Source organism: Wolbachia endosymbiont (group B) of Eupithecia inturbata, from assembly GCF_964030915.1.
Lineage (GTDB): Bacteria > Pseudomonadota > Alphaproteobacteria > Rickettsiales > Anaplasmataceae > Wolbachia.
Window position 1 is genome coordinate 996,572 of the sequence record NZ_OZ034987.1, and the last position, 18,607, is coordinate 1,015,178.

Here is an 18,607-nt window from a genome sequence, read left to right on the forward strand (position 1 = left end):
TGTCAAAGCGAATTTTTAGTTCAACTCAATTTTTAACCTATCAGGAAAAAAGATATCAAGTTGAGATATAGTTAGAGCCCAATTAGGCAAAGCCATAGCCCATTTTTGCTCTATCTTTTTTATAGCACAATATACCAATTTGTACAAGGCATTTGTACTGGTAAATGAACCTTTGGTTTTAGTAAATTTTCTGATTTGTCTGTGCAACCCCTCAATTGGATTGGTGGTATAAATTAGCCTTCTAACAGGGCCAGAATACTTAAAATAACTAGACAAATTTTCCCAATTGTTTTGCCACGATTTTATGACTAAAGGATATTTTTCACCCCATTTTTCCTCCAGTTCAAGTAAATAATTTTCGGCGATTTCTCTACTTGTAGCACGGTATATTTTTTTCAAATCATTCATAAAAACTTTTATATCTTTGCTGGATACGTATTTTAGTGAATTTCTTATTTGGTGCACAATGCATAACTGTACCTCAGCATTGGGAAATACGCTATTTATAGCTGTAGGGAAGCTTTTCAGACCGTCAACACAAGCTATCAAAATGTCTTCTACTCCTCTCTCTTTTAAGTCATTTAATACGCCTAGCCAGAAGTTAGCTCCCTCACTTTCTGCTAAGTAAAAACCCAGTACTTCTTTTCTGCCATTTTGGTCTATTCCTAATATATTGTACATGCATTTACTTATGCAATGTCCATTCTCTTTGACCTTAAAAAACATCCCATCCATAAATACTATCGGGTATACTGATTGTAGGGGACGACTCCTCCATTCATTGATTATAGGCAGTAATTTATCTGTAATTCCAGATATCTCTGCTGCAGATATTTTATGGTCATAGATTTCTTCCACATAGGATGCTATATCCCTGTATCCCACACCGCTTGCAAACATGTTCAAGACCTTTGTTTCAAGTTCTGGATGTAAGCTTGTTTGCCTTTTTTTCACTATCTGTGGTTCGAAACTTCCCTCTCTATCTCTTGGTGTCAATAGTTCAAATACTCGTCTTCAAAGTTTTGCCATTCTTTCCGTTTCTTCGATTCTTTTCTTCTCTTTCATTGGATAAATGATGCTCTATTTCACCTTCTAGACTTGCTTCCAGCAGCCTTTTTACAAATGGTGTTAATGCTCCATCTCTCCCCATCAATGGTTTACCTTCCCTTATTGATGACAGTATATTTGCTTCCAGCTCTTTGTAATCTACCAGGCCAGTCGTTCCATTTTCTATTTTGTAACTCATATATCAAACCTCTATTTTTTGTTTCTATTTTATTTTTATTTCTCGGTTTGACACACTTTTTTGAACATTCCCAAGAACTGTAATCTTCAGAAATTTCTGCATTCAAATCATCAAGAGCAGCAGTATTACTGCCGCTTTTATCAATTACAATTTTCTCAGGAAGATAGTTACTCCTGAAGGCTTTACGAAAGAATGCAAGTGCTGCAGACTTGTCTCTACTAACACACAAGAGGAAGTCTACAATATATAAATAAACCCATTTACCGTTTAATTTAATGTAAGTCTCTCCAACTACTACCAACCTGCTTCTTTCTTTTCCTTACTGCCTCATCTATCAGTGGTGATAACCCACCTTTGTAACGTAGCATTTTGCTCCCCTTATACTCATCATTTCTTCCAAATCTCGATAGCTCAAAGAGAATCGACATTTCATGTATACAGATAACATCCGCTGAAAAGCTAAATCCTTTGAAATATGGCAACAATTTTTGATTGATACGAAACATCTTTGCTTTTTTTTTAGACAATTATATCATTCTTCTTTCTACTTCCCTACAAATGCGACAGAACCCTAAAAAAGAAGTAATACATATAATCGGTATAGGTGGAATTGGAATGAGCGCAATTGCTGAAATTCTTCATAATTCCAGTTATAAAGTTCAAGGCAGTGATACGCGATCAAACGACAATATAGATAGGTTACAAAAATTAGGTATAGAGGTCTATATTGGTCACGATGCAAGTAGTATTAGACAAGCTCAAATAGTTGTACATTCTTCCGCAATAAAACCTGATAATGTGGAGCTAGTTGCAGCAAGAAATAACAATAAAACCGTTTTGCATAGGTCAGACATGCTGGTTAAAATTATGAAAGGTAAATATGTGATAGCAGTTTCAGGTTCAAGTGGCAAGACGACGACGACAGCTATGATTGCTTCCATTTTTGATCATTCTGGTGCTGACGCCACTGTAATTGTTGGAGGAATATTAAATTCCTATCAGAGTAATGCAAAACTTGGCAAAAGTGACATTTTCTTAATTGAGGCTGATGAGTCTGATGGAACTATGTTAAAAATTCCTGCAGATATTGCTGTTGTAACAAGTATTAATGATGACCATATAGACCATTACGGTACATTTAACAAAATCAAAAATGCGTTTTCTAGATTTGTAAACAACGCGAATTTTGCTATTTTGCCTGATTCTGCAGACATCAATCATGATGCGAGTAATTCTATAAAGTTTTGGTTTGGAAATGGTAAAATTAGAGCTAGCAACATCAAACAACACAATAATAGCATAGAATTTGACGTGCTGATTAGTATAAACGAAAGTAATCGTATTCCATTGTCCACTACTCGAGTAGTTGAGAGGGGTGGAATAAAAGCAGCCCTTTCTTCATCACCTCAATACTTGAAACTGGATTCTCGTTTCAATGTTAAACAAGATACTATAGAATTTAAGAGGACAATCCCTAGAAAATCTCTACATTCAAAAAAAGTAAATCGTACTAATGCTATTTGAACAAGCTAGCGTAAAAGTAAGCTAAATTTTTTAGGGTATAAAAACAGCAAGAAACAGTATTTTAAAGAAAGTTAGAATTTGATTGGATTGTTGAAAGTTGGCTCTCAAATTTTAGACGCATGAGCAAGCTCATACTTGTTAACTAATATAGACTAGGTGATGTGGAAGAGATACATTTAGAGCAGTCGGCAAAATTGCAATACATATTACCGCAATAACTAGAAATGAGAAGGATCTATATGGTGATTATAGATTTTTCCAGATCTTGAAAACAATAAATAGACAGTAAATTAGAACTACTGCAAAAAAAACAAGAATAGCTACACTGGTTGCTTGACCATCGTAAACGTAGCTTGTTAAGCCGATAAAAATAGCCATGATAGAAGCTCTAATAAATGAAATTGCAGAAGAAGTTGTACCTTTCATTTCAGGGAAAATATTTAATGATGCATTGAAAATGACTGCTTGACAAATTCCACAGCCAATACAAAAAATAGCCATAGACAGCGTTACTAAGTAGTAAGCACTGGGCATGATTATACTGAATATTATAAAAGTGATAGGGATCCAATAGCAATTACGCCTGTACCGGAAATTACACACCAAATTGCTCCAAGTTTCTTTAAGATCTTACTGGAAAACAGGCTAATTAGTGAGAAAGACCCAACCATTGCACCTTGATGTAGCTCATAAATAGTGCTGGATAAACCAAAAGTTTCCATATACAAAAAAGGGCCACAAGTAATGAATGACATATAAGCCGCAGAAAAAAGGCTCTGTGCCAAAGACAACACCATAAATTTTGAACTTGATAATAATTTTTTATAGTCTTTCATCATTTTTTTTAGACTAAAAATATCACGGTCCTTTTTTGTTTCTGGTAACAGAAAAAGCAGCAAAACCCAAGAGATGAAACAAAGTATTGCAACAGTTGCATAGTTGCCACGCCACCCAACAATTTTGTTGATGAAACTGCCTAATACTGGTGCAATTGCTATGAGAACTGTGAGAATAGAATTCATGATTCCAATAAATTTTACTGCTTCGTTGCCTTTATAGCTGTCTGCAATAATTGCAAACACAACTACAGATGTGCTAACACCAATGCCTTGAATAAAGCGAGAGATTAAAAGCCAAGAAACTGACAGCGCAAAAACACAGCCAACAGCACCGATGAGTAGCAAAGTGTTGCCTATGATCATCATCCTTCTTCTGCCATAGCATTCAGACAATGGACCAAAAAATAACCCTCCTATGCAAACGCCTAAAAAATTATAAGCAATAGTTAATTGAATTGTGCCTTCCGGTACGTTAAAATAGCGTACTATATCAGGAAAACTAGGTACAGAAATATCAATTTCAATGAACTTAGCAATTAGAGATAGAATTAATAAAAACGGTAGTAACACTTAAAATCTTTAATTAATGAATAAAAATATCACATTTAAAGCGTTGAAAGAAGAACATTTTTCACTATTATTAAAATGGGTAGAAACACACCATATAAAGAAGTGGTGGGATGCGGATATAAATTGGACACCAGAGTTAATTGAGAAAAAATATAGCAACTACGTTAAAGGATTCAAACGTTTGAAATCTAAGACACAAATTATTGAAAAACCAATGCACGCATTCATTATTAATTGTGATGGAGTTGATATTGGTTATATTCAATATTACAACAAACATGATTTCCCACCTGAACAGGTCTATAACACTTTAGAACTTCCAGAAAGTTGTGCTGCTATAGACTGGTATATCGGAGAGCTGAATTATGTAGGTAAAGGAGTTGGTTCACAAGCTTTGAATATATTTTTAAACAAATTTGTCTTTAAAGTTTATGAGAATGCCTTTGTCGACCCAGGTATAGCAAATGTTTGTGCAATCCGTGTTTACGAAAAAGTTGGCTTTAAAAAAATTATGGAAAGTAATAGTGCGATTTTAATGATTAAGGCAAGAATTCCTGAGAACCATTCAAGATGAGTGTTTTTTCAACAATCTACCTAAATTACTACAAGTGGTTTATAAAAATATACAAGGAGCTTTATACAAACTTAACATAATTTAATCATAAAAATATCATTATTAAGTCCTATATAAGAACAAATTTTGGCACTCAGTGAATCTTTTTTTAACTAACTATGAACTTGATTAATTGGAAAATAAATTTTACTTACTTTTACAATACCTTAAAATCTAATATCACTTTATCAGCAAAGATATCACAATAGGCTAGTATGTTCTTTACTCTTTTCCTCAAAATATTACCTATTTACATTACAATACTTATTGGTTACTTAGCAGGAAGATATCTTAAAATTGATAGAAATACTATATCTCAAATACTCTTTTATATAGCTAATCCAATAGTGATTTTATACGGAGTATCTCATACAGAAGTTAATTTAAAAGTAATTTCTCTGCCGATTTTGATATGGTTTATAGGTAGTACTATGTCCTTATCAGTGTATTATCTTTCTTCTTTTTTATTTAAGGACAACACGAGAAACATATTAGCGTTTAGCTCGGGCAGCACAAGTATGGGTTATTTTGGTCTACCGATTGCCATGGCTTTATTTGATGAAGATTCAGTGTCTGTGTATGTTGTCTGTTACATAGGAATGGCACTATTTGAAAATAGTTTGGGATTTTATATAGCTGCAAATGGTATCTATACTGCAAAAGAATGCGTATTAAAGTTACTCAAACTTCCCTCATTATATGCAATGATTCTAGGTTTCTTTTTAAGTATATATGATATACAAATACCCACTTTTTTGACAGATGTTATGATAAATATCAGAAGTACATTTATCACATTAGGAATGGTGCTGCTTGGAGTAAGTATTGCACAAATTACAAATTTTAAAGTAGATTGGAAGCTTGCCTTGACCACTATTGTAGCAAAGTACATATTCTGGCCGTCATTTGTTTTGGGAATTGTCTTGCTAGACAAGCATGTTACAGGTATATACGATGAAAGCATCTATAAAGCACTGATGTTACTGGCTATTATTCCGATTTCTGGATCCAGTATAATACTTGCTAATATTTTAAATTACCAACCAGATAAAGCTACTTTATTGCTCCTAATTAGTACTGCAGTGGGACTATTTTATGTTCCACTTATAATATCATTATTTTTTACTAAACTTGTCCCTTTTTGATCAAAAATTTAAGCGCTAGCCTATTCACAAAACTTGAATTTAGACTAGACTTCTTGGATAATCATAAAAGAAACTAATCCTTTTTTCCTCTCCTTTCTTATTTTTTTACACAGAATAGGAAGTTATCAATTGATGGAATTTTCGCAATAATGTCAATAGCAGTAAGATTTCCTACACCTTTTAGCAGGTCTATAGTTGAATTTGGATGTTCTATGAGCAGCAACAAATAAATGTAACTTGCCTTTTTCTATATGATGCTATTAACCGAATAGGTATTCGCTTGACATTTCCATATCTTTGTTATCATTAGTAATACTAAAGGGAAAACTAAACTTAATAAGATTTGGAAGCATATTGTTGTTCTATGATTCACGTAATGCTGCTATGCCTTCGTTGCAGACGTTGTCATAAAGTAAATTAAATTCTTTAATATTTGAAAAACTACCACCCCTTAGCGCACTCATTAATATTATTTCACTTTCAACATCAATATCATTAGAAATTAAATCAAGTTTAATAAGATTTGGAAAGTTACCATTCTTTAACATTTAGTGATTGCTATTGAGCCTTCTGCGCCAATAATGCTAGAAGTTAATTTACACTCAGTAATATTTGGAAGATTAATATTCTCTAATGCTTCATTTAAAACTTCTCCGCACTGAGCATCAATATAACAATTAGATAAAGTCAAGCTTGTAATATTTTGCTTTTTCTGTAAAAAGTTTACTAGCTTTTCCATATATACATATAGATTATTTAACTCTAAGGTGTTACTATTAACATATTGATTAAAGTCAACTTCCATGGTTTCTGTAAGTTATAGAGCTGCTAATTATAGCATAAATTTAAATAATTGTCAACCTTATGAACAACTAACTTTACTTCTTTTTAACCTGATACCTATGCTTTGTTTCAAATTTCCATCAAAAAGTAACATTACCCCCTCCAGTCAACCTTTCTGCTTCATTTCGTGAAATCAATGCCTCAATAAATTCATCTAGTTCACCTTCTTTTATAATCTGTTCTAGTCGATGTGAAGTGAGATTAATTCTATGATCTGTTATTCTTGATTGTGGAAAGTTATAAGTTCTTATACGTTCAGAGCGATCTCCAGAACCAATTTGGCTTTTCCTCATTGTTGACCTTTCCATTTCTTTTTTTTGTCTTTCAATTTCGTATAGCCTTGCTCTCAACACTTTGAGCGCTTTAGCCTTATTTTTGTGCTGCGATTTTTCATCTTGCTGTATTACAACTATCCCTGTTGGCAAGTGGGTGACCCTTACTGCGCTGTCAGTTGTATTCACTGATTGCCCTCCAGGACCACTGGATCTATAAACATCTATGCGTAAATCTTTTTCTTCTATTTCAAAGTCAACCTCTTCTACTTCAGGTAATATTGCAACAGTAGCTGCGGAAGTGTGCAATCTTCCTGAGGATTCAGTTTCTGGCACTCTTTGTACTCTGTGCACCCCTGACTCAAATTTCAGTCTTGCAAAAACTTCTGTTCCATTAATGAGTGCAGAAGCTTCCTTATAGCCACCTATACCTGTATTAGAAATACTTATTGGCTCAAACTTCCAATTTCTTCTTTCTGCATATTTTTGATACATACGAAATAACATCGCTGCAAATAATGCTGCTTCTTCTCCGCCTGTGCCTGCTCTAATTTCTAATATTGCATTTCTTGAGTCATCTTCATCTTTGGGTAATAATGCCAACTTTAGTTTTGCTTTTACTTTCGGTAATAGTATCTTTTGCTTCTCAAGAAGTTCTTCTTTTGCTAACTCTTTTATATCACCATCGCTGTTCTCATCTTTCATGATTTCTTCTAAATCTGAAATTTCCTCTTTTAATATATTATATTCATCGATTATCTCGATAATTGGTCTGAGTTCAGAGTATTCCTTTGAAAAACTAACGAATTCTTTTTGACTCAAATTGGTAGGGTTTTCCAGATTTCTCTCTACATCAGAAAACTTTTTTTTTAAGTCTTGTAAATTATTCTCTATATCCATATAGTACAGGTCTAGTTTTCAGCTGTTTAAGTAAGTAATATATACTGAAATAAAAAATTTCTTATATCAAGCAATAACACTATAATTGTCTCGAATATTTCTACCTAAGTATAATGGCAAAACAGATAACATCAATCTGCAGCTTCATATTTGGAGCTTCAGACAAAAAATCATTACCAGATGAGTCGGCTCCAGAGATTGCATTTGCTGGTAGATCAAACGTAGGAAAATCAAGTTTAATCAACTTGCTGATAAACAGCAAAAAAGCTGCAAGAGTTTCTTCTAAACCTGGATGCACTAGACAAATAAATTTTTACTCTATGTACAATGATAAGTTTAGGATTGTCGACCTACCGGGTTATGGCTATTCTTGTGCAAGCAAGGAAGAAGCAGTACAATACTTAAACCTAATTGAGTACTATCTAATTCACAGGAGAAATCTAAAAAGAGTGTTTGTGCTTATAGATAGCAAGGTAGGATTAAAAGAAATAGACAAAGACTTTGTTTATTGGTTAATATGTAATAATATTAACTTTAATATTGTGCTAACAAAAATAGATAAAGTGAATCAGGAAAGTCTAGATGCTATTCTAGAAAATACTCAAAAGTGGGTTAATAATGAACATGTATCAATTCATCAAATAAGCATTCGTGTTAAGCATAAAATCACCAAGGTAAGAGATGAGTTTTTCAAATTTACAAGATAAAAAAATGAAAAGTGATGAATCTTTAAATGGTAAGATGCCATTGAAGGAAAAAACAGAAATATTATTTGAAGTTCTGTCTAACATACCTAAATTTGTAGGCGAAACTTTTATCATCAAATGCAGCAGTGTAATAATCTCAGATGAAACGCTGCTTAGTGCTTTTGCGCATAATGTTGTTCTGTTGAAACAGCTTGGTATAAATCCGGTGGTAGTTCATGACGGAGAATATGAAATTAACTTAGTGTTAAAAATGCTAGGTATGAATGATAAGTTTATAAATGGTGTCAGACTTACAGACAAAAGCACTATGAAAATCATTGAAATGGCACTGTGTGGTTCAATTAATAAAAAAATTGTTCAGCATATAAATTCTGCTGGTGGTTCAGCCATTGGACTATGTGGAAAAGACGGCAACCTCATAAAAGCTGAAAAGATAAGCACTACGCTTAGGGAAAATAGATTAAATAATATTGAAAAAATACTAGACATGGGATTTATCGGTAGACCAACTGAAATCAATCCTGATATATTATTCTTTATTGAAGAATCAGATTCTATACCAGTTATTGCACCTATCGGTTATGGAAAAAATGGAGAAACATATCATATTGATACTGATAGCACTGCAAGTGCAATTGCACTTGCAGTTTACGCATCTAAAATGATAATCTTGAGTGATACAGATGAAGAAATAAACAAAGTTGGCAATGGAAGAGTCTTGATTAAAAATTTAAAAGAATCGATTGATTGTGGAAAAATTAAAGGAGAAAAATTTGTTGAAAGGCTTATGTCATATACTAAAATGGTAGAAGAATGTGCAGGGGTTGTTCACATAGTTGATGGTAGAGTACCTAACATTATACTTGATTTATTTACTGAGAATAATTCAGGTATATCAATAATGGATGATTAATAGCTGTACTGCTTATAACCATATGAACATTGAAAATTTGGGAATAGCTTATGTCAAATTCCTATTCTCTTTTCCAGTTTTTTAGGGTTTTTTTTCTTGCAAGCATAATAGTTTCGTATACATAATGAAAGCAAATGGTATTTTTAGCTTGATAACAGATGAAAATAAAGAGGGCTTGGGTGTAACACTCAAATAATGATTTACCTTATGGATACCGCTAGAAAAGTTGACTAAGGTATACAATTCTCTCTGCGTCAAGTTACTCAAGATATCGAATCTACAAACGCTTTGGATTGAGTGTGTTTGATCAATTTGAGTGCTTTAAATGAAAGGCGAAAATTGAGCATACTACGCCTCTGTACACAGTATCTTTAATGCAAATGCCCATGTGATTCCATAGATAATCTCTGTTTTTTTATTTTATCTGTCCATTTATCATTCTCTATATCTTGTTTGTTGGTTGCTCTTTTTTCTTGTTCAACAATTGCCTTATCTATCTTCTGATGAATTGCATCAATTGCATTTTTTTCTTTGTATACTTCGCTTTTTCCTTCAACAATTAAATTGGTAAAAATATTTACAACAAACTGCACTTGATTATGATTAACCTGACCTTTTATCGAAGAAGGTAAAGAGTTTAATTCCATCAATACTTCTGATGCTGTTTTATCTTGAGTGGAAAGCCCTAAATTATCTGCTACTTCACTTATTAATAACTCTCTGTTTTCTTTATTATCTTCCAATTTAGTATAATCACGCAGTAGATCCATAACTGCAGATACTCTGACTTCAATAATATCATCAACATCTTCACCTCCTAGAGCAACTCCTGATTCCAATAACTTCTCTCTGAGGTTTTTGCTTAAAAGATTAATAAATTCTTCATTTGCATCTGATCCTATGGTTGATATCGTACCATCTAAATAGTTATTTACTTTGATTTGAGTACCTAAGTCATGCTCTATTTGTATTTTTGTCTCATATTTAAATCCTAGTTCTGCACAGAATTTCTGAAAATATTCTTTAATAATGTCAAACAAGCTCTTGCCATTATCTTTATAGTTTTTTAGCTCTTCAGGAATAGTAAGTGATAACTTACCTTCTTTATATATTATACCATTTTTGCTATCTTGAGATTCAAGTGTGAATTCTAATGAGCTGGATAGGTCACATATTTTCTCTTTCGGATTGTTAAGCGTGGTTATAGGCATTGCCATATCAGACTTCACTTTTATGTGGTTGTGATCAGTGCAGTAAATGTTTAGCGCTTTTTTAGGACTATGTGGAATCAAGCTACAACTACTGAGTGCTGCATGAGATTCATTAAATATACCAGCTTCATACCCTGCTTGATTACAATTGGTGACTAGCTCTTCTAAAATAGCATTACTTGGAACTTCTGCCCCAGCGTACCTGAACATTTCCTTGAAAATTTCCTTTGCTAATGCACGGTAATCTTTTTTGGAGAATAGATGATAAGAGCTTCTCCCTGCGTTATAAAATCTCTCAAATTCCTTTCTATATTCATCAATTTTTTTTTCATCAGCAACTGTAGGGCTATTACAATGATTTTCCCAAACTTCAGATAGTCTATCTTGATCAAGCTCCTTAAGTACTGGTTCCATAAAAGCTTTACCTTCTTCAGAGAGGTTATCAAAATTATCACGGTTAAAAATCTCATTTTTATAATCTTTAGCTCCTTCCTTAAATGCAATAATAAAATTTTTATCTATTTCTTTTTCATTAATAATAAAATTCATTCTTTGAAAATCTAAGAACATTGTTTCACCGGAATTCGCTAATTTATTATCTTGATCTGCTCTTAATTTACTAAAATTGAATTCTTTAGCTGTGGCCTTTAATCTAACTACCGGACTCTTCTTTGCCTCTTTCATAATTAACACCTTACTATAAATATGCTGTAAGTTGTACCATATAATGATGAATAATTTTATAATATATAAAAAAGTCGATAGTCTATTTCTTTATTTTAGGGATATAGGAAAGGCGTAGATTTCTCTTTTCATTTGTAGCATGCTGCATTAATATTTACGTATTAATCTAGAAAATAGTGATGAATAATATTGTAATTGTTGGTCTGCAATGGGGTGACGAAGGCAAGGGTAAAATAGTAGATTATCTTTCTGAGAATGCAGATGTAGTTGTGAGATTTCAGGGAGGAAATAATGCAGGGCACACTATAGTAATAGATGATGAGGTTTATAAATTAAATTTACTGCCCTCTGCTGTTTTGAGAGCGGACAAAATATCTATTATAGGAAACGGTGTTGCTCTTGATTCACATGCTCTAGTCTCAGAAATAGAGTCATTGAAAGTTAAAGGAGTGGACGTAAACTATAACAACTTGATGGTATCCGAGAGCTGTCCATTAATACTTAGCGTACATAAGGACAAGGAAAAGCTATTTGAAGATTTAAACGGAAATCACAAAATTGGTACAACAAACAAAGGGATAGGGCCATGTTATGAAGATAAAGTTGGCAGGAGAGCTATACGCCTTTGTGACTTAGAAAACACAGATGAGCTCAATCAAAGAGTGGATGCTCTCCTGAGTTACCATAATGCTATCAGAAAAGGACTTAACTACCAGGTAGTTAAAAAAGAAGAAATATTAAAGGAAATTCAAGAGATTTCAGAAAAAATTCTTTTATATAAAAAACCTGTGTGGAAGATACTAAATGATTTTATGAAAGAAGGTAAGAAAATAATATTTGAAGGCGCTCAAGGCGCATTTTTAGATATCGACCACGGAACTTACCCTTTTGTTACTTCAAGTAATACCGTAGCATCGCAAGCGATAACAGGCTCAGGATTATCCTACAATGCTCACATTATTGGTGTAGCAAAAGCGTATACAACAAGAGTGGGTAATGGTCCATTTCCTACTGAACAAAATAACGAGATTGGAGACAGCTTATTTTCTATAGGTAAGGAACTTGGAACAGTAAGCAATAGAAGAAGGCGCTGCGGATGGTTTGACGCAGTTTTAGTGCGCCAGGCCGTACAACTCTCTGGAGTTTCAAGCATTGTATTAACCAAATTAGATATTCTTGATTCTTTTGATACTATTAAAATAGGCACTGGTTATAAGTATGGCGGAAAAATGTATGATTATTTACCCGCATCACATTCAATACAAAAAGAATTAGAGCCAATATATGAAGAATTTCCTGGTTGGAAAGAGAAAACTCAAGGCAAAAGGTCAGTTAAGGAATTACCTGCAAATTTGATGAAATATGTGAGAAAAATAGAAGAATTAATAGGTGTACCAATTCATCTAATTTCAACTAGTCCCAATAGAGAGGATGTTATTAAGCTTAAAAATCTATGAAAACGTCTTGTTAACTTTTATCTAATAAAAAACGATACTTGTGTGACTTCAAGCAATCTATTATGCAAAGTAGCAGCGTAAACGTACAGTGAGCAGTGTGATTTTTCTTAAATACATGTTGATTGTTATAATATAAACATAGTTAAAGGAGGCGTATTATGATTGCAGGTTTGACTAAGGGAGACAAAGCAGTAAAAGCGGAAAAAACAAGTGATCAGCTGAGAGAATTGTCAGTTGCAGAATATGTAGTTAAGTCAATACATGACTTGCAAAAATTGCATAATAGATTATGTTCATCACAGGGCAACAATTGTGTTAATGATAGAGAGAAGTTTGTCCAAGATAGTGATGGGCTTGGTATATTTCAATTTCTCAAAAGCTATATTAATGATGCAGAAAAAAATGAGCCTTCCATTAAGAACCTTACTATAATGAAATTTCTTCGCTCAATTATAGAAGATAGGGAACTGTATAAAAAGTTATGCAGTTTCGATGATTTTCTCGATTGTGAGTTAGAAAATTTGAGAGATAAGATAAGCTTATTAGCGCTTTTGAGAGAAAAGATGGACTTTACTGATATACAAAAAGCTTATGGTAATTGGCGTTTTAGTAATCTAATAGGTGATAATGATTTTAAGCGAATGTATGTGGATGAAGCAGTAAAAGAAAGAGAAAAGCCTGTTAATGAGGACTTTGAGAAAAATATAGGTAAATACATAGAGTTAGTAAAGGAAGGAAAAGAAGTTGCAAGTAGGTATTTTGGAAAATGGAAAGAGGACTTTCAAGTTTACTGTGAAGAAATTGACAATAATAATAAAGTTTTGAATATTAACCTTACTCATTACGACAATAGTGAGCCAACAAAGATTAGTGACGTTTTACAGCAAGAGAAAGATATTAAAGAACTGAATATCTATTGCAATAAAAAACATGAAATACACGCTCATAAAAAAGATAAGAAAAGATATTATGAATTTAAAGAAGGTGCATATTATGAAATGACAAGCACTTGGGCTGCAAAAGATGGATCAGGAATGTGTACCATGATTATGAATGTGAGTAGCGATGGCATAACTGAAATACTAAAATTTAATGGTGAAGATTTTGTTTCATCGAAGGAGATTCTAGAATTAATAAAGCAAAACGATGAATTATATATTCAAGGTCTCTCCTTATATGATGCTGTAATGGAATCACTAGAAGAGAATAGGGCTACTCCTATTAATCTTTACAATGAATCTATGGTGGCTTATCAAGGTAAGGAACCAGAGGGGAAGTTAGATCATAAAGTTGATGCTGATAATAGCCTTCCTTCTTCTCCTTCTATTAATAGCAATGCATTGGAAGCCAATTTACAGCACACTGAAACTCAACCAGAAATTGCTTCACAACAAATAACTGATTTACAAAACAGTTTTGGAAAAGAAGAGCGAAAAAACACGGAATTGCAAACTGAACTGGCACAAAAAGATGAAAAGTTAGCAAGTGTGTTAGCAGAGTTACAAGAGAAAGCACAAGAACTTAAAAATGTATGTGAAGCAAAAGGAAAGCTAGAGGGTAAGCTAAAAGGTGTTAATACAGAAAAGAAGGAGTTAGAAGACAAATTAAAAGAAGCAGCACACATAATGAAGGAAAAGGAGAAGTATATAAGCAATTTAAAACTTCAAGTGCAAGAGTTGAAAGATGAGCATAAAGCACAACTGGAATCTTATGAACAAGGGATATGCAAACTAGCATGGGAAGTTGAAGAGTTAAGAAGCAAGCTAGAGTGTGAGAATGAATGGGATGATAAAGTTGTAGAAATAGCTGATGGACTGGGAGAAAAAATTCATGCTGATGAACAAAGAAGCCTCAATAATCAATTTTATACTCCAACAAGAAATATTTTTAATGAGACTAATAATGAGTCTTGTGTTCCACTGGAAGAAAAGATGACGTTACTCAGATCTTCAAGCTCTGATGGCGGGTATGGTAGTGATAATGGTTTATCTTCTAACATGAGTTCTATTGAACAAAGAAGCTTCAATCATCAATTTTATACTCTAGCAGGAAACGTTTTTAGTGAGCCTGATAGTGCCTCACAAAAGAAGACAGAGTTATCCAGATCTTCAAGTTTTGATAGTGAACTTGATAGCGATGAGGAAAATTGTGATAATGATTTATCTTCTAACATAACTTCTATTGAGAAGGTAGTAGAGAGTAGAAGCGTAGGTAGCTCGCTTTCCTCTTGCATTGTTAAGGAGATGATTGGAGTTAAGTTGCAAGAGCAATACTCAAGTAGAGTATAAAAATCTCCTGTATTGATAATAATTTAAAATCTATAGTAGACTGAAAAAGATTATTAAATTATAATACGACAATGATAAAAGAAGACAAATCAAAAACACTTTTTGAAGTGGAAGGGGCAGTAACTGCTTTACTACCTGCAGCAGAATTTAGAGTGAAGCTGGACAATGAACATGAGATTATCTGTCATGTATCAGGGAAAGTGAGAAGAAGTAAAATACGCATAATTATAGGCGATAGGGTGTTGGTTGAGATGAGTGTTTATGATAGGAATGCAAAAAAGGGTAGGATAATTAGAAGGCTTAAAGGTACAAGTGACAGGACGATCTCTAAATAATCTTATTCTTGCTTCATCATCGAAAAGGCGTATAGCTTTACTAAAACAAATAAATATTGAGCCAGGTTTAATTTTGCCAGCAGACATAGATGAAGTTCCTTTAAAAAAGGAACTTCCAAGAGATTACTCAATCCGTATGGCAAAAAGTAAAGCTGAGAAAACACAAAGTTCAAATCCAAATTACTTTGTGCTTGGTGCTGATACAGTTGTTGCTTGTGGTAGAAGGATACTGCTCAAAGCTGAAAACGTTGAGCAAGCAGAAAAATGCGTTCGCTTGTTATCAGGAAGAAGGCATAGAGTATACACCAGTGTGTGTTTATTAACTCCTGATCAATCTAAACAGCATATTAGGACTGTAGTTACAATAGTGAAATTTAAGCGTCTCAGCGAACAAGAAATTAAATATTATTTAGCATCAGAAGAGTGGAAAAACAGGGCAGGGGGGTGCAACATACAAGGTCTTGCAGGAATGTTTGTATTATTTTTACGTGGCTCATACTCTTCTGTAATAGGGTTACCATTACATGAAACCCATTGCTTGCTAAGTAATTACTTTAACCTATACTAATACCACTGTCCTTTTTTTGTTTTTCGGGAATGTTCAAAAAAGTGTGTCAAAGCGAATTTTTAGTTCAACTCAATTTTTAACCTATCAGGAAAAAAGATATCAAGTTGAGATATAGTTAGAGCCCAATTAGGCAAAGCCATAGCCCATTTTTGCTCTATCTTTTTTATAGCACAATATACCAATTTGTACAAGGCATTTGTACTGGTAAATGAACCTTTGGTTTTAGTAAATTTTCTGATTTGTCTGTGCAACCCCTCAATTGGATTGGTGGTATAAATTAGCCTTCTAACAGGGCCAGAATACTTAAAATAACTAGACAAATTTTCCCAATTGTTTTGCCACGATTTTATGACTAAAGGATATTTTTCACCCCATTTTTCCTCCAGTTCAAGTAAATAATTTTCGGCGATTTCTCTACTTGTAGCACGGTATATTTTTTTCAAATCATTCATAAAAACTTTTATATCTTTGCTGGATACGTATTTTAGTGAATTTCTTATTTGGTGCACAATGCATAACTGTACCTCAGCATTGGGAAATACGCTATTTATAGCTGTAGGGAAGCTTTTCAGACCGTCAACACAAGCTATCAAAATGTCTTCTACTCCTCTCTCTTTTAAGTCATTTAATACGCCTAGCCAGAAGTTAGCTCCCTCACTTTCTGCTAAGTAAAAACCCAGTACTTCTTTTCTGCCATTTTGGTCTATTCCTAATATATTGTACATGCATTTACTTATGCAATGTCCATTCTCTTTGACCTTAAAAAACATCCCATCCATAAATACTATCGGGTATACTGATTGTAGGGGACGACTCCTCCATTCATTGATTATAGGCAGTAATTTATCTGTAATTCCAGATATCTCTGCTGCAGATATTTTATGGTCATAGATTTCTTCCACATAGGATGCTATATCCCTGTATCCCACACCGCTTGCAAACATGTTCAAGACCTTTGTTTCAAGTTCTGGATGTAAGCTTGTTTGCCTTTTTTTCACTATCTGTGGTTCGAAACTTCCCTCTCTATCTCTTGGTGTCAATAGTTCAAATACTCGTCTTCAAAGTTTTGCCATTCTTTCCGTTTCTTCGATTCTTTTCTTCTCTTTCATTGGATAAATGATGCTCTATTTCACCTTCTAGACTTGCTTCCAGCAGCCTTTTTACAAATGGTGTTAATGCTCCATCTCTCCCCATCAATGGTTTACCTTCCCTTATTGATGACAGTATATTTGCTTCCAGCTCTTTGTAATCTACCAGGCCAGTCGTTCCATTTTCTATTTTGTAACTCATATATCAAACCTCTATTTTTTGTTTCTATTTTATTTTTATTTCTCGGTTTGACACACTTTTTTGAACATTCCCTCTATATATTCAAATATTGCGGTTTTAGCTTGTTGTGCAGAGTGTTGTGAAGTATCAATGAGTAACTCTCTCTTAAGTGAACTAAAAAAGCTCTCTGAAACAGCATTATCATAACAACAACCTTTGTGACTCATACTAGAAGTAATATTTTTTGTACTTAGTAAAAATTGATAATTTTTAGAGGTGTATTGCGATCCTTGATCGCTATGAAATAGTAGATTTTTAGCAGATTTGCGCCTACCAATAGCCATGAATAACGCATCTATAACTAATTGCCTATTTACTGCATTACTCATTGACCAGCCAATCACCATGCGTGAATATAAATCTATTATTGCTGCCAAATATAACCATCCTTCATTAGTTTTTATGTACGTAATATCAGTTACCCATATCTTGTTAGGTTGATCAGCGATGAAATTCTGATTTAATATGTTAGGAGTTATAACTCTATTGTCTATTTGTGGTTTTTTACTTTTAAACTTTCGTCTAAGCTTAGCTTGAATGCCATTTTTCTGCATAACATTTTGCACTGTTTTGATGTTATAATTTTTACCTAAAGCCTTTAATTCAGCGTGAATTTTAGGAGCTCCGTATCTGCATTGTGATGCTCGATATACCTTCTGAATATCTTGTATGAGCTCTTCTCTTATTGATTTTTTGTTGTTTTTTTCCTTAGTAATCCATTTATAATAACCACAAGCAGATACGTTCAAAAATCTGCATAATTCCCGTATTTTATAGCAGTTTTCATGTTCTTTTATAAAAGAATATTTTACTCTTTTTGGTTTGCAAAATATCCCAGGGCTTTTTTTAAAATGTCTCTTTCCCTCGTTACTCTTGCCAGCTCTTTCTTTAAATCAAACTTTTCTTTGTCACAATGAGCTACTTTCCCTTTTCCTGGAAACGCATCTACTCCAGACATTCTATCATTGTATGTTTTTACCCATCTGCTTAATGAATCACCGCTAATACCCAAATCTCTTGCTATTTTTGCTGATGATTGACCTGTTTCTTTTACTAGTCTTATAGCTTCAATTTTGAATTCTGCTGTATATTCTTTTCTTTTTGTCATACCACACCTCTTTGAAAAAACGTTTTATTTTACTTCAAAAACGTCTTAACTTTCT

15 protein-coding genes and 5 pseudogenes are annotated in these 18,607 nt (G+C 33.3%); 9 read left to right on the forward strand and 11 right to left on the reverse strand.

All coding sequences use genetic code 11. The features are described from left to right. Positions 1 to 15: 15 nt before the first annotated feature. Together ACQH21_RS04775 and ACQH21_RS04780 are read right to left on the reverse strand one after the other, a co-directional pair. Positions 16 to 1,246: pseudogene (locus ACQH21_RS04775) on the reverse strand (IS256 family transposase). Continuing rightward, positions 1,158 to 1,752: pseudogene (locus tag ACQH21_RS04780) on the reverse strand (IS6 family transposase). Before ACQH21_RS04780 ends, ACQH21_RS04775 begins: the two co-directional pseudogenes overlap by 89 nt. 52 nt (positions 1,753 to 1,804) lie before the next feature. On the opposite strand from ACQH21_RS04780, the pseudogene ACQH21_RS04785 reads away from it, so the two are divergent. Then, positions 1,805 to 2,620, forward strand: a pseudogene (locus ACQH21_RS04785) (Mur ligase domain-containing protein); the annotation flags it as partial. Positions 2,621 to 3,016: 396 nt separating this feature from the next. Here the strand turns inward: ACQH21_RS04785 and ACQH21_RS04790 are convergent. Both ACQH21_RS04790 and ACQH21_RS04795 read right to left on the reverse strand, forming a co-directional pair. After that, positions 3,017 to 3,271: a hypothetical protein gene (locus ACQH21_RS04790; RefSeq protein WP_425383992.1), complete on the reverse strand. Its 255-nt coding sequence runs from the start codon at positions 3,269 to 3,271 to the stop codon at positions 3,017 to 3,019. 47 nt (positions 3,272 to 3,318) lie between these two features. Further along, positions 3,319 to 4,179, reverse strand: a complete 861-nt coding sequence (locus ACQH21_RS04795; RefSeq protein WP_425383993.1) for an MFS transporter — start codon at positions 4,177 to 4,179, stop codon at positions 3,319 to 3,321. A 16-nt stretch (positions 4,180 to 4,195) separates the two neighbouring features. Here ACQH21_RS04795 and ACQH21_RS04800 point away from each other — a divergent pair, with 16 nt between their 5' ends. Then, on the forward strand, positions 4,196 to 4,753 hold the full coding sequence (locus ACQH21_RS04800; protein WP_264686402.1) for an acetyltransferase: 558 nt from the start codon (positions 4,196 to 4,198) through the stop codon (positions 4,751 to 4,753). Between the two features lie 254 nt (positions 4,754 to 5,007). Beyond that, on the forward strand, positions 5,008 to 5,937 hold the full coding sequence (locus ACQH21_RS04805) for an AEC family transporter (RefSeq protein WP_064125222.1): 930 nt from the start codon (positions 5,008 to 5,010) through the stop codon (positions 5,935 to 5,937). 97 nt (positions 5,938 to 6,034) lie between these two features. Here ACQH21_RS04805 and ACQH21_RS04810 read toward each other — a convergent pair whose 3' ends face one another. The 4 genes from ACQH21_RS04810 to prfA all read right to left on the reverse strand — a co-directional run bounded on the left by ACQH21_RS04810 (position 6,035) and on the right by prfA (position 7,952). Next, entirely contained in the window at positions 6,035 to 6,163 is a 129-nt protein-coding gene (locus ACQH21_RS04810) for a hypothetical protein (protein ID WP_353280588.1), read from the reverse strand. Between the two features lie 136 nt (positions 6,164 to 6,299). Beyond that, the gene (locus ACQH21_RS04815; protein WP_264375589.1) at positions 6,300 to 6,485 is read right to left on the reverse strand and encodes a hypothetical protein; all 186 of its coding nucleotides are present in this window, start codon (positions 6,483 to 6,485) and stop codon (positions 6,300 to 6,302) included. Continuing rightward, positions 6,479 to 6,742 (reverse strand): hypothetical protein, encoded by a 264-nt coding sequence (locus ACQH21_RS04820; protein WP_264375588.1) that lies wholly within the window; start codon positions 6,740 to 6,742, stop codon positions 6,479 to 6,481. Before ACQH21_RS04820 ends, ACQH21_RS04815 begins: the two co-directional genes overlap by 7 nt. Before the next feature lie 118 nt (positions 6,743 to 6,860). After that, entirely contained in the window at positions 6,861 to 7,952 is a 1,092-nt protein-coding gene (gene prfA, locus ACQH21_RS04825; RefSeq protein ID WP_010401258.1) for a peptide chain release factor 1, read from the reverse strand. Positions 7,953 to 8,062: 110 nt separating this feature from the next. Here prfA and yihA point away from each other — a divergent pair, with 110 nt between their 5' ends. Next, positions 8,063 to 8,659: a ribosome biogenesis GTP-binding protein YihA/YsxC gene (gene yihA / locus ACQH21_RS04830; RefSeq protein ID WP_369800778.1), complete on the forward strand. Its 597-nt coding sequence runs from the start codon at positions 8,063 to 8,065 to the stop codon at positions 8,657 to 8,659. Then, positions 8,634 to 9,572, forward strand: coding sequence for an acetylglutamate kinase (argB, locus tag ACQH21_RS04835; RefSeq protein WP_017531630.1), 939 nt, complete (start codon positions 8,634 to 8,636; stop codon positions 9,570 to 9,572). The genes yihA and argB overlap by 26 nt, the downstream gene beginning before the upstream one ends. A gap of 371 nt (positions 9,573 to 9,943) precedes the next feature. Here the strand turns inward: argB and ACQH21_RS04840 are convergent, their stop codons facing one another. Then, positions 9,944 to 11,467, reverse strand: a complete 1,524-nt coding sequence (locus tag ACQH21_RS04840) for a hypothetical protein (protein WP_265025419.1) — start codon at positions 11,465 to 11,467, stop codon at positions 9,944 to 9,946. A 179-nt stretch (positions 11,468 to 11,646) separates the two neighbouring features. Between ACQH21_RS04840 and ACQH21_RS04845 the strand changes: the two genes are divergently transcribed. The 4 genes from ACQH21_RS04845 (at position 11,647) to ACQH21_RS04860 (ending at position 16,115) form a co-directional block, all read left to right on the forward strand. Next, complete coding sequence (locus ACQH21_RS04845) at positions 11,647 to 12,924, forward strand: adenylosuccinate synthase (RefSeq protein WP_010401253.1); 1,278 nt, start codon at positions 11,647 to 11,649, stop codon at positions 12,922 to 12,924. Between the two features lie 158 nt (positions 12,925 to 13,082). Then, complete coding sequence (locus ACQH21_RS04850) at positions 13,083 to 15,212, forward strand: hypothetical protein (protein ID WP_425383994.1); 2,130 nt, start codon at positions 13,083 to 13,085, stop codon at positions 15,210 to 15,212. Positions 15,213 to 15,283: 71 nt separating this feature from the next. Beyond that, entirely contained in the window at positions 15,284 to 15,547 is a 264-nt protein-coding gene (gene infA / locus ACQH21_RS04855; RefSeq protein ID WP_425383995.1) for a translation initiation factor IF-1, read from the forward strand. Further along, the gene (locus ACQH21_RS04860; protein WP_425383996.1) at positions 15,525 to 16,115 is read left to right on the forward strand and encodes a Maf family nucleotide pyrophosphatase; all 591 of its coding nucleotides are present in this window, start codon (positions 15,525 to 15,527) and stop codon (positions 16,113 to 16,115) included. Before infA ends, ACQH21_RS04860 begins: the two co-directional genes overlap by 23 nt. Before the next feature lie 59 nt (positions 16,116 to 16,174). Here ACQH21_RS04860 and ACQH21_RS04865 read toward each other — a convergent pair. Both ACQH21_RS04865 and ACQH21_RS04870 read right to left on the reverse strand, forming a co-directional pair. Next, a pseudogene (locus ACQH21_RS04865) lies at positions 16,175 to 17,405 on the reverse strand (IS256 family transposase). 35 nt (positions 17,406 to 17,440) lie between these two features. Further along, positions 17,441 to 18,552, reverse strand: a pseudogene (locus tag ACQH21_RS04870) (IS3 family transposase). Positions 18,553 to 18,607: the final 55 nt, after the last annotated feature.